Source organism: Synergistaceae bacterium (genome assembly GCA_017450125.1).
GTDB lineage: Bacteria > Synergistota > Synergistia > Synergistales > Aminobacteriaceae > JAFUXM01.
Genome location: JAFSWZ010000007.1, coordinates 1 through 11,892, shown reverse-complemented (window position 1 = coordinate 11,892; position 11,892 = coordinate 1). Strand labels below are relative to the sequence as shown.

11 protein-coding genes are annotated in these 11,892 nt (G+C 53.4%); 4 read left to right on the top strand and 7 right to left on the bottom strand.

Annotation, left to right across the window (positions count from 1 at the left end):
* Positions 1–42: 42 nt before the first annotated feature.
* Complete coding sequence (locus tag IJT02_00185; GenBank protein MBQ7543345.1) at positions 43–3,909, bottom strand: putative Ig domain-containing protein; 3,867 nt, start codon at positions 3,907–3,909, stop codon at positions 43–45.
* A gap of 105 nt (positions 3,910–4,014) precedes the next feature.
* On the opposite strand from IJT02_00185, the gene IJT02_00180 reads away from it, so the two are divergent.
* From IJT02_00180 to IJT02_00170, 3 genes are read left to right on the top strand one after another with little or no spacing between them, the layout of a single operon-like run.
* The gene (locus tag IJT02_00180) at positions 4,015–4,230 is read left to right on the top strand and encodes a hypothetical protein (protein ID MBQ7543344.1); all 216 of its coding nucleotides are present in this window, start codon (positions 4,015–4,017) and stop codon (positions 4,228–4,230) included.
* A gap of 38 nt (positions 4,231–4,268) precedes the next feature.
* A complete protein-coding gene (locus tag IJT02_00175) occupies positions 4,269–4,979 on the top strand; it encodes a phosphoribosylaminoimidazolesuccinocarboxamide synthase (GenBank protein ID MBQ7543343.1) in 711 nt (236 codons plus the stop codon).
* The gene (locus IJT02_00170) at positions 4,972–6,345 is read left to right on the top strand and encodes an amidophosphoribosyltransferase (protein MBQ7543342.1); all 1,374 of its coding nucleotides are present in this window, start codon (positions 4,972–4,974) and stop codon (positions 6,343–6,345) included. Before IJT02_00175 ends, IJT02_00170 begins: the two co-directional genes overlap by 8 nt.
* Before the next feature lie 60 nt (positions 6,346–6,405).
* Here the strand turns inward: IJT02_00170 and IJT02_00165 are convergent, their stop codons facing one another.
* From IJT02_00165 to IJT02_00140, 6 genes are all read right to left on the bottom strand, one after another.
* The gene (locus tag IJT02_00165; protein MBQ7543341.1) at positions 6,406–7,140 is read right to left on the bottom strand and encodes a glycosyltransferase family 2 protein; all 735 of its coding nucleotides are present in this window, start codon (positions 7,138–7,140) and stop codon (positions 6,406–6,408) included.
* Positions 7,141–7,358: 218 nt separating this feature from the next.
* Positions 7,359–7,688, bottom strand: a complete 330-nt coding sequence (locus IJT02_00160) for a hypothetical protein (GenBank protein MBQ7543340.1) — start codon at positions 7,686–7,688, stop codon at positions 7,359–7,361.
* On the bottom strand, positions 7,685–8,407 hold the full coding sequence (locus tag IJT02_00155) for a glycosyltransferase family 2 protein (GenBank protein MBQ7543339.1): 723 nt from the start codon (positions 8,405–8,407) through the stop codon (positions 7,685–7,687). Before IJT02_00155 ends, IJT02_00160 begins: the two co-directional genes overlap by 4 nt.
* Complete coding sequence (locus IJT02_00150; GenBank protein MBQ7543338.1) at positions 8,400–9,038, bottom strand: HAD family phosphatase; 639 nt, start codon at positions 9,036–9,038, stop codon at positions 8,400–8,402. Before IJT02_00150 ends, IJT02_00155 begins: the two co-directional genes overlap by 8 nt.
* Positions 9,025–9,498, bottom strand: a complete 474-nt coding sequence (locus IJT02_00145) for a hypothetical protein (protein ID MBQ7543337.1) — start codon at positions 9,496–9,498, stop codon at positions 9,025–9,027. Before IJT02_00145 ends, IJT02_00150 begins: the two co-directional genes overlap by 14 nt.
* Before the next feature lie 172 nt (positions 9,499–9,670).
* A complete protein-coding gene (locus tag IJT02_00140) occupies positions 9,671–10,930 on the bottom strand; it encodes a hypothetical protein (protein ID MBQ7543336.1) in 1,260 nt (419 codons plus the stop codon).
* Between the two features lie 448 nt (positions 10,931–11,378).
* On the opposite strand from IJT02_00140, the gene rpsB reads away from it, so the two are divergent.
* Positions 11,379–11,892: 30S ribosomal protein S2 (rpsB, locus tag IJT02_00135; GenBank protein ID MBQ7543335.1), on the top strand; the 514-nt coding region annotated here is incomplete at its 3' end.

Here is an 11,892-nt window from a genome sequence, read left to right as displayed (position 1 = left end):
CCCCCTACCGCGAAGGCAGGTGGGCAATTCTTTTCCGCGCTGTTACTGCTTCACTGCTATAACAGGCCTGTACGTAGTCCCTTCGTTGAGCCACACGGACACCGTTACTTTGTGCGACTCGGGAACTCCCTCGATCTCCGCGCCGTCCTCGTCAAAGAACTCCGCAATCCCGTCATCCTCCGACTTAGGCTCAGCGAACGCCAGCCACACCAGCTTTGCGCCGGTCTCCGCCTTACCGTCAAGCTCGGCCTCGAGGTCATACATCCCCGACACGTTCACGCTGATTTCCGGCAGAACTGCGGCTATCGCGTAACCCTCCGTCTCAATCACTCTGCGTTCAGCGTCCGTGAGTGCTCCGGCTGTACGCGGTTCACCGAACTTTATCGCGTCCGGGCGTGCCTCGCCGTAGTTCTCAGGCAGTGCCGTTGTGTTCGAGGCAGTTGATGCCGCGTTGATGGTTATCTTCTTCGCCGCTTTGCCGTCAGCGTTCTGGGCTGTTACCGTGATGCTCACTTTCTTCGACGGTGCTGAACCTGTCAGCGTCGCCTTGAGGGGGTTCTCCGTGTCCGGCGTAAGCGTAAAGCCAGCAGCTCCCTTCATGCTCCACGTCATCTTCGGGCTTCCCGTAACCTCAAGATTCACCGCGACTGTTGTTCCTGCCGCAGGAGAAATTGTCGGCTTCGAATCAGCAGGAGCTGTGAACACCGGCTTGTCCCCCGCGATCGTCAGCTTCACCTTCTTGACGACCGGCGAATCACCCGTCGCAGCATTGGTCGCCGAGATGGTGAGCGGAAGTCCCTTCACCGAGTACGGCGGAGTTCCCGTAATCGTCGCTATACCCGTCGAAGAATTTGCCGTGAACGTCAGGCCAAGTTCCTCGAGGCTGTTGAAGCCGTGCTTTGTTCTGTCAGCTTCGGCGATGCTGTAGCTTATCTCCAGAGGCTTCGTGCCCGTTACGGTGATTGTGCCCTCGTACGCTGTGCCGGTCTTGCCCTTCTGTAGCGATGCCTTTATCTTCGGCTTTACTCCGTTTATCGTCAGCGTAAATTCCTTAGTTGCTGATCCGGCTTCGTTGCTCGCGGTTACCGTTATGGCGTATTCACCCGGCACTGTCGGCGTTCCAGCAATGAGTACGTTGCCCTTAGCGTCGCTGCTCTGGGTGAGGCCTGTGCCGTAAAGACCGCTTACAGTCCACTGTGTCGGCGAGTTCTTGGCCGCCAGCTTCACGGAGTAAGCCTTGTCCGTCGTCGCGTTCTTGAGTGCCTTCGTCGTAATCTCCGGCACTGCGTACACAGGGAACGGAATCTTGTCCGTCTTGTCCGTGCCCGCGTTGTTTTTTGCCGTCAGCTTCACGTTGAAGTTACCTGCCTTCGTCGGAGTTCCTATGATGTACCAGTTATAGGAACTGTCGCAGCTCAGTACCATACCCTTCGGCAGTCCTGAGGCCTTCCACGTCGTAGCCTGCGCCGTGCCCTCAGAAAGTGTTATTGTCGTGCTGTAAGGCTCATTAACTCTTGCCGGGCCAAGTATCTCTGGTACGTCTATCTTCGGTGCAACTGCCATAACTACCAGCTTTATCTTCTTGACGGTCGGATCTTTGTCCTTTAGGTCGTTGTAGATGTTCCGGGCGGTAACCTTTATTGTGAAGTTCCCGGCCTCCGTCGGCGTCCCGCTGAATTGCCCGGTGCTTGAGTCAAGGTAAAGACCGTCCGGCATCCCCTCAATAGCCTCGAACGTTATCGGTTCAGTGCCGGAGTACTGCAGCTTGTCGGTAACCGAGTCGCCTATGGTTATCTGCGTGAGCTTGGATGTCTTGATGCTCGGCTTGGTCGGCGCGTCGTTCACCGTGATGATAACTGTAACAGGGAGCGTCGTTCCGGCAGAAGTCGTGGCTGTTACCGTAACGCTGAATTCTCCCGTCTTCTTGGGCTTGCCGGAGATTAAGCCGCTCTCGCTGTCGAGTTTCAATCCGCCCGGAAGTCCTTCCGCGCTCCACTCTGCTGGCATGCTTATATTCAGCTGAAGCTGTCCTTCGAACGAGTTGCCCTTGTAGGCAGTGAAGGCAGAAGTTACGATGACGGGCAGGTCGGTTACCGTGATGGTCAGTTCCTGCGTGTCAGCACCCTTTGTGTTGCGAGCTTCTACGGTGAACGTGTATTCACCCTTCGTGGTTGGGATGCCGGAAATCACGCCCGTGTTGGGGTTCAGCGTCAGCCCGTCAGGCAGACTTCCTGCTGTAACGCTCCACGTCATGGGCACTTGGCCGAAAGCAGAGAGCATTGCGGAATACTCCACGTCCAGTGCTGCTACCGTGAGGGATGTGGTCTTGATGTCGGGTGCTGTGTCAGAAGCCGCCGTCGTCGTGAATGCCTTTATCGTCGCGTTGCTGGAGCTGAACTGCGAGCCGGTCTGCCAGCTTGTGCCGTTGTAGGAGAAAAAGCTCCCTGCCTCTATTGATGCGTTGTCGGAGAAACCTGATACCTTCTTTTCTACCGGCATCATCTCCTGATCCTTGTACTTCACGACAACGGAAAAATATTGATTCTGCGTGAGCGGTACAGGAGCATCAAGCGTGATAGTGTGGTAGCCTGCGTACGCTATCGAGACCGTCTTTGTTGCCGCCGCCGGAGCTTTGACCGGTGATGACGGCATTGACGAACCAAGATCCGTGTAGATGCTTATCTCGTAGCTCTTATTGTTCGCGGGTGCATACAGTCCTACCTCGATGAGCCTTTCGCCCGAACGCTCTGCCTTGAAGACGTTTGCCGCGTAATTGTCCGAACCAGGCCAGCCCATGCTAGTGCACCAGCCCAGCGCGTCATAGTAATACGCCTTGAGGTCAGGATTGTTCTTCTCGACAACAAAAGCTGTCCCTTCAACAAGGTAGCTTGCGTACGACATCCAGAAGTAGCCGCCCGTTCCCCAGCCTGTGCCCCACGAGTTCTTGCACAGCCAAGCCCCGTCCATGTTCGGCCTCGACTTGAAGTTTGTGCGCGAGTAGTTGTCGTCCCAGCCCACGATAAGTACCGCGTGGTTAGTGGTCTCGCTGCTGTTGTAGTAGGAAGTTCCGCCGTCTGTCGTAGTCTGGTAGCCGCTGTCTAAGTGGTAGTAGCTCGCCATGACTCCGCCGTTGTCTACTATCCTCTGTTTGACGGAAGCCCTGTTGTCGTTGACCCTCTGCCCGTCGCCGCCGACGAACGTAAGAAGGTACACGTCCTTGAGCCTCAGGGCTCTTTGGTAGCTGTCCGGCGTTTTGCTGTTGGGTTCTCTGTTCGCGCCGTAAGGTACGTCGCTCTCTAGCACAGGGCCGTCAAGACGTGAGTATAGTGCGGTGGGGTAGAAGGCGTTTCCGCCGTGTCCCATCGCGGCAGTAAAGGAGCTCATGTTGTAGAACGCCTTTGACTTTGTGGAGTTGATGAAGCTGAAGTACGCGGCGTGCATCTCCGACAGGTCGACCGTTCCCAGAGCGTTCTTGAGGGCGTTGGACTCCATCGCGCCGATTGTGGCGTGTGCCCAGCAAGTCTCGTAAGGGTTCTGATCCTTGACGCTCGTAACAAGATTACTGCTCCTGAGGTCATATTTTGTGTCCGAAGCACTGGCCTTGTAGTTCGGGGCAAACAGACCGAAATTCTCGTCCGGCGGGTTGTCAGCAAGATACGACAAGTCTACCGGGAAAGGCACGTAGCCGCTGTAGTCTTCACCGGTAAGAGCATTGTTGCTGACGAGCGGTGATGACGCTGGCGAGGCATCAGCAGACCGCTTGCCACTGTTGAGCTGCTTTGCCTGCCACTCCAGGAAGCGCGGGGACAGCGGAGCCGTTACGGGCTTGCGCATCTCCTCTTCAGAGTAAGACGGAGCAGTGAAGAAACTTATTGCCAGCATTATGATGAGGCAGAAATATCTTCGCATTGTGAAAAACTCCTTTGCAGTAAATTTTGTGATTAGTTAATTCTCGGAATAATTGTGAATGTGGTTTATTATACCGGCAACCAATCGAGGGAGGCAGAAAGATTCATGAGACTGTTCATCACCACACTATCACTTTTGAGCATGATAGGTTTCGGCTACGCTCTTGCGGGCTACGGGACTTCTCTGCTCGGAAACCCCGTACGTGTTGACTACGTTGTTGGCGGACTGGCGGCGGGCTTTGCGTGTGCAGGTCTTGCGCTGGGACTGTGGTACTGGAAGCGCAGGGACTTCTACGATTACGATGATGATAACGCTGTATAATATTGCGCATTCCACGCGAAAGGACTAACAGCATGAACATCACCAAACTGAACCAGATATACGAGGGCAAGGCCAAGAAGGTATTTGCGACCGACAGCCCTGACTACTACATTGTCGAGTACAAGGACGACGCGACAGCCTTCAACGGCCTCAAGAAGGGCACGATAACCGGCAAAGGCATCATCAACAACCGCATGAGTAATATCATGTTCCGTCTTCTTGAGGGCAAGGGCATACGCACTCACTTTGTGGAAGAACTCTCTGACCGTGAAACAGTCGTGCGTGCCGTGAAGATCGTTCCGCTCGAGATAATCATCAGGAACGTTGCGGCAGGGTCGTTCTCGAAGCGTTACGGTGTCGAGGAAGGCAGGGAGCTTCTGCGCCCGACTCTGGAGTTCTCGCTGAAGGATGACGCGCTCAATGACCCGCTCATCAACGACAGCCACATTATTGCGCTGGGAGTTGCGACGGAGGAGGAGCTGGAACAGATACGCAGGCTGGCTTTCGGTGTGAACGATGCGCTGAAGGAGTTTTTCGCGGGTATCGGCGTGAAGCTGATAGACTTCAAGATAGAGGCGGGAAGGCTTCCTGACGACACGATAATCTTGGCCGACGAGATTTCTCCTGACACATGCCGTTTCTGGGACGCAAAGACCAACGAGAAGCTCGACAAGGACAGGTTCAGGAGAGACATGGGCAGAGTAGAAGAAGCCTACGAAGAGATTTTCAGGCGCATAACCAATGCTTGACGAATTACACGAGGAGTGCGGAGTGATAGGGATATACCGCAAGGACGAGGCCAAGAACGCTGCGCCCCTCGTCTATTACGGGCTTTACGCATTGCAGCACAGAGGGCAGGAATCCGCAGGAATAGCCGCCAACAACGGCGGACACATTGAGCTTCGCAAGGGGCTCGGGCTCGTCGGGGAGGTGTTTCGGGGTTCTGCCCTGAACATGCCGGGCAACATAGCCATCGGTCATGTCCGTTACTCCACCGCCGGAGACAAGAGCGAACGCAGTGCCCAGCCCTTAGCGGCAATCTGCAGGCTCGGGGAACTTGCCCTAGCTCACAACGGAAACCTAGTGAACGCCGACTCCCTCCGCGAGATGCTCACGGATGAGGGAGCAATCTTCCACTCGACGACAGATTCAGAATCCATCCTCAACCTAATCTGCCAGCACGGAGCACGCGGCGTTGAGGCCGGAATACGCAACGCAATGAGCCTCATCAAGGGAGCGTACGTTCTTGTTCTGACGATAGGGGACAAGCTGATTGGTGTAAGAGACCCGTACGGACTTCACCCGATGTGCATCGGCCGTCTCAAGCAGGAGGAAGGCTTCGTGCTTGCGTCGGAGACATGCGCTCTCGAGGCACTTGATGCTGAGTTCGTGAGGGATGTTCAGCCAGGCGAGATAGTCATCATTGACCGTGAAGGCCTGCACTCCCTCGAGCCTTCGTGCTGGTGCAGGAAGAAGCTCTGCGTGTTCGAGCTGGTGTACTTTGCGCGCCCGGACTCAATCGTCGACGGGGTCAGCGTGTACGACTTCAGGCGACGCTGCGGGATGATGCTCGCCCGTCAGGGCAGGATTGATGCGGACGTAGTTATGGCCGTGCCGGACTCGGGGATTCCTGCGGCGATAGGCTACGCGGAGGCTTCGGGGATTCCGTACGGCGAAGGTCTCATCAAGAATAAGTACATGGGGCGGACGTTCATTCTGCCTGACCAGGAGCAGAGGGACGCGGCAGTACGAATCAAGCTCGCGACGATAAAGCACAACATCGAGGGCAAACGCTTGATCCTGATTGATGACTCAATCGTGAGGGGCACAACCCTGCGCCGAATCGTGAAGCTGCTCCGCGATGAAGGGGCGAAGGAGGTTCACGCGTGCGCGGCCTCGCCGGAAGTGCGTTACTCGTGCTACTTCGGGATAGACACGCCGCACAGGGAGAAACTTATAGCCGTCCAGCGTTCGCGCGAGGAAATCTGCGAGTATCTCGGGGCAGACTCGGTTACGTACCTCAGTGAAGAGAGCCTGCGTGAAGTCTGCGGGGAGGACGTGTACTGCAAGGCATGTTTTGACGGCCAGTACCCGATGGAAGTTCCGGCGAGCTGAATGTAAAGCAGCATATCAAGAATATTGCCCCCGCGCAGATTCTCACGGGGGATTTGTTTTTCAGTTCCAGTATGAACTGCACAAGTCCAGCTTCATGAACTCTTCAAGGTCCTCAGGAGTCCCTAGACCGTACATCCTGCTGCCTATGTCGTAAAAGCCTATGTTCATCCCAGCTTCTATCATTTCGTTGTACACAGGAGCAACGTAAAATTCTCCGTTCACGCGTATATTCCTGTCTACCATCTGGTGAGCGTATTTCACGAAATCCCTGCCGTGCCTGTAGTTGTAGATTCCGACGGTTGCTTCGTCGGAAATCACTTCTTTTTCACGGACAAGCGTAACCCTTCCGCCAGCGTCATACTTTATGTAGCTCCACTTCGGATGAGTGGCCGGCATCGTCATGATCAGCCCGTCAGAATCTCCCATAGCCTCAAGGTACGCGTTAATATCCGTGTCCACAAACTGGTCGCTGTTAGCAATCATCAAAGCATCGCCGGTGTCTATATACTTCTCGGCAAGCAGAACTGTGCATGCTGCTCCCTCAGTGATATGGTCAATCTCCACAATTTCGCATTCAGGAGCCATTTTCCGCAGAGCATCATCAAGCGCGAATGTCTCTATATGCTCATGCTGGCAGATGAATATGAACCTGTGAGGGTACGACGGAGTGATATTGCGTACTACCCATTCAATCATCATATGCCCGTGAACGCTGATCAGCGGCTTCGGCGTTGTGTAGCCTGCGTTTGCGAAGCGGCTGCCTCTTCCCGCCATTGGTATAACTATATTGAGCATGTCAATTACCTCCTGAGCCTTAGTACGTATTTGACTGTACGCTTGAACCTGCCTGACCCTTGAGCCCGCATCTCCGAGCCCCATGAGTTCCGCACAGTCCTTATTGATTTTGCGGGCCGATGCGCCGGATTTGTTGGCTGTGAGAAAACTGCTTCATGAGTAGAGAACACAAAGTGCAGATTCTCATTGAGGCCGAATCGTTGAGCAGACCCGTACTTTTATTCCTCCCGTGAAATATATTTGTCGTTGTTCGCACCCGGTATCTTCACTACAACATTCACCGCGTCCGTAAGTGCCTTGAAGTCCGTAGCATCTCCGGGCTCGGCCACGATAATATCCCCTTCGCCGAACTCCTGCCCGAACATTCTTACTCTGCCGCTGATTATTACCGTGTATTCCGTCGCTATCTTGTGGTAATGCTTCTCCTCGCGGTCTCCGGCTGAATAGTTCTTCACCGCGACTTCGCAGTCATTCGTACGGTACATGCTCGGGGAAAAATTCCCTATGAACCAGCCTTTGACCATGTCCGAAAGTTTCGCTGTCCTCATGCCCTAAGCCCCTCCTCATAATCCGTAATCTTCTCCGGCGAATAGAACGAGTGATAGCAGTCCCGCCCTACAGGGAAATACGCTACCTTTCCGCCCTCAAGGATCACCTCATTCACTGACGACGAGATGTAGTACCTGCCGTTCAATTCGCTGCCCTTCAGGACTGCTCTCTGAGCCGCTCTAATAAACGTGCTCCCGTGCCTGTACCAGTAGAAGCCCGCAATGGCATTCTTCGAGAGCGGACGCTTCTCCGCAACCTCTATGACTTCGCCGTCTTTTATCCGTGCATAGCTCCATCTCGGATGTATGCTGTCAAACGTAATCAGCCCTGCTTCTGCCGACTCGTCCTCAAACTTGGCCAAGATGCCTGCGAAATCAGTGCTGATTATCTGGTCGGCGTTCGAGATGATTAAGGGGGATTCGCTGTTGATAAGATCGGCCGCCATGAGACACGTGCACAACGCTCCCGCTGTCTCTTCTTCCAGCACGATGACTTCAGCTGCGTAATCCGTGAGAATCTTTGCGGACTCGTCAAGGTGAAACTCTGTGCAGTCTTTGCGCGAGAATATGAATATAAACCTTCTGTCAGGTATTGTGCTGAAGTTTTCTGCGAGCTGTTCAAGCATAGTCTTCCCGGCAACTTCAATCATGGGCTTGGGGAAATAGCTGTCCTTGAAGAATAAAGATTTGCCCATCGACGGGATAAGAATATTAATCATGGCCGCCCTCCTCGAACTTTGTTATTGCGTCCCTGATGTTCCAGTAGTTGACATCGTAGACACCAGCGACCGGAAGCACGAACGCACCGCTGGCTCTGCCTGCCGCAATGCCCTTAGGGTTGTCCTCAATGACGAGGCACTCACCGGGAGTCATGCCGAGTTTTTCCATAGCGGCGGTATAAATTTCGGGGTCAGGCTTTGCCCGGGTTACGTCCTCGTTCGAGAGGATGAGGTCGATGTATCCGCTGAGGCCTGAAAGACTCATCATGAGCTCTATTGTCGCCCTGACAGAATTTGAGCACACCGCAATCTTGAACCCTTCATGCTTCAGCCTTGAGAGCGCGTATTCATGCTGGAACATCGGGCGGCACATCGCGTTCGTTATCTCGAGTGTGTACCTCTGCTTCACCTTGTTGATGAAGCTGTGAAGCTGAGACGGCAGGAAGTACTGCTCGCTGAGCATCTTGAGCTTGTCGCGCGTCGGAAGCCCGTCGAAAGTGTGAAGGTGGTCGTAGCGGCTTATGGTCAGCCCGAAGAGCCCGAGTGCTTTGTTGAGTGCCTCATAATGCCAGTCCTTAGCGTCAATCAATACGCCGTCCATGTCGAACAGGACAGCCTTAATCCGCGTCATTTCTGCGCCTCCCTGTAAAAAATTCATATGCCTCGTCAGGGAAATCTGTACAGAGCATTAAGGCTTCATCGTCATCCCAACCCTTGAGCTTTTCCCAGAATGCATAATAATCATTGCGCCCGTGAAGTTCCGGCGATACAAAGCATATTCTCTTGCCGTTCCTGATGTGTCCGCTGATGATGCTTGAGGTGATCCAGTCCGTTGACGTGAAACAGTCAGCCCAGATTCCCGCCGCCTCGTCATAGAGCACAGGCGAGGGCTGAATGTCGCTCTGCCCTGTGAAGAATGAGAGTCCTGCGTCCCTGTAGCTGAGCATCTGCGGAACAGACATGTCGAACGTGAAGTAATTGCTGATGCTGAACTTCGCGAGGCAGTCTCTGAGCATCGATGCGAGACCGTCAGCCTTGATGTTAAGGGCAAAGCAGCACTGAGCGTTGAACCGTGCGAGAGAGCCCAGCAATTCCGCAACGTCCGGCGAGTCAGCCCCGGCAGGGTCATGTGCGATTACGAGGCGGCCCGAGAGATCGCGCAGATCCGTCTCAATGCCGTAACCTCTCCTGCAGGCTTCGAGGAGTGCGGCGGGTGAATTGGGCGTAAAAGCGGAAGTGAAGCAGCCTCTGTGTGCGAGAATGTTAATGCTGACCGTCTCCCCTCAAAAGCGGAAAATCTTTCAGGACCTCATCGATATGTTCATAGCCGCTGCAGAAAGTTCCGAGATTATGGAAAGGCTCAATCCTGTACCTGTGTGCTTCTTCAAGATTGCTGCTGTACAATAAATGTCCCTTTATCAGAGACAGGCATAGAGGAGTGATGAAATCTCTGCCCTCGTCCGTTTTAGGCTGGCCGTCCCAAGTTTGCCCCATGTTCCAGAAGTTCACTCTAAAAGCATTGTACTTGTCCCAGTAGAGCCGCAGCTCAGAAAGGCTTACTATAAGGAAGCGTTTACTGACATCCTCCCAGAAACGTTTTACGGTTGACTCGCAATTGCCTGTAGTTGTGCGCTGTAGGTATGATTTCGTCAGCTGAATTTCGGGTGATACGTGTATCAGGTTTTCGCCGTTGTCGTCCACCCATTTTTTGATGCTGTGCAGGTAAAGACCTATGTCCTCTGTAGTTAAGCCGCTGTAATTTACCGGGTCAGGAGGAAAATCGAAGAAGTTCAGGAGATCCCGCGTTGCCCCGAAGTAGAAGTAATCACGGATAAAGTACTTTCTCGCGACAGCCCCACCTCTTGAAGTTGCAATTATCCGCTCCTTCTGCCGCTGTGAGACCGACTCATCCAGCGGGAACGCCTCAATCAGGCTCTTCATGTACTCGAACACCATCGGCGTATACATCCGCATGTCGGAGCGTATCTTTATCGCGTAGGGTATCCCCAGCTCGCTCGCTCTCTTCATTCCGGCATATGACGATTTAGCCTGATAGTTCACGTTCAGCAGTCCGTTTGTCTCCGGCGGCTCGTTAAGCAGAACGTCATCCGCAAGCTCCCGGAGCTCGTCAGCAAGTTTCCCGTCCGTGCCCTTCCACGTGCTGACGATAATATGTGCTTTCGGTAATATCTTCCTGTACACTCTGATGCTCTCCGCAGTAAATCCGTTCAGCACGGGCCCTTGAATCACTACGGCGTACTCTCTATCCTTAGTGTCCGTCAAGAGATTGCACGCCGTAACGTCCTCAGCAGACTTCGGCAAAAACTCTATCAGCCCGTAGTACCGTGAGAACTTGCTGAACACCCTAGTGAATGCATTTGCCGAAGTGTAGGTGAGCATCCTTTCGCCCTTGCTGATCCTGAGCTTCCTGGCAAGTGCTACGAACATCAGCGGCAGACTGTACCACACACTGAAGATTTGGATTGCTGTAGCATTGATGAACTTCTTGATGCGATTCCACATCAGTCCGAACAGCCTCCTGTATTGTTATAGATATAAATATTGCGCCGAATCAATATTCACTGCTTAATGCAGATACAATCCGCGCGCAAAATCGATTTCTGCACACAACTAACAATCACCTTGTCCGCACACTATGCTATAATGGACACAGGACAAGATTAAGATTTGCGGTTCGCACCCGCAAAGTCGTGTGCTTCATATTTTCGGTAAGTATGATTATAGCATAAAACTTGTCCGTTGTTTTTGTGTTCTTCCTTACAGGTTCATTGCAATATTTTTCTTCCGCGTCTTTCAAAAGTTTGTGCTCAGTACTAATTCCCCTTGTGATATACTTACCTGACACCGATACAAATCTTTACGCTCATTTCTCGTTAAAGGTGTCCCGTCTTCTTGACGGCGGGATTATGAATGAGCGCATATATCAACCTTTAGGAGGTATTTATTCTTTATGGCAGTAGCTAGTATGAAGCAGTTGCTCGAATGCGGAGTCCACTTCGGACATCAGACACGCCGCTGGAACCCCAAGATGAAGCCCTATATTTTCACCGAACGCAACGGAGTCTACATCATTGACCTTCAGAAGACCGTCAAGGGCCTTGACCGTGCGTATGACTTCATCCGCGAGACAGCCGCAAACGGCGGGCACGTTCTCTTTGTGGGGACTAAGCGTCAGGCTCAGGAGACAATCCGCGACGAAGCAACAAGGTGCGGGCAGTTCTACATCAACCAGAGATGGCTGGGAGGACTGATGACCAATTTCCCGACGATACGCCGCAGGATTTCCCGTATGCTCGAACTCAGGAAGTACGACGAGGAAGGCACGTGGGAAGAGTTCACCAAGAAGGAAATCGCCATGATCAAGCAGGAACAGCTCAAGCTCGAGAAGTATCTGGGCGGCATCGCCAACATGACTTCCACGCCTGATGCAATCTTCCTGATTGACCCCCGCAGAGAAGAAAACG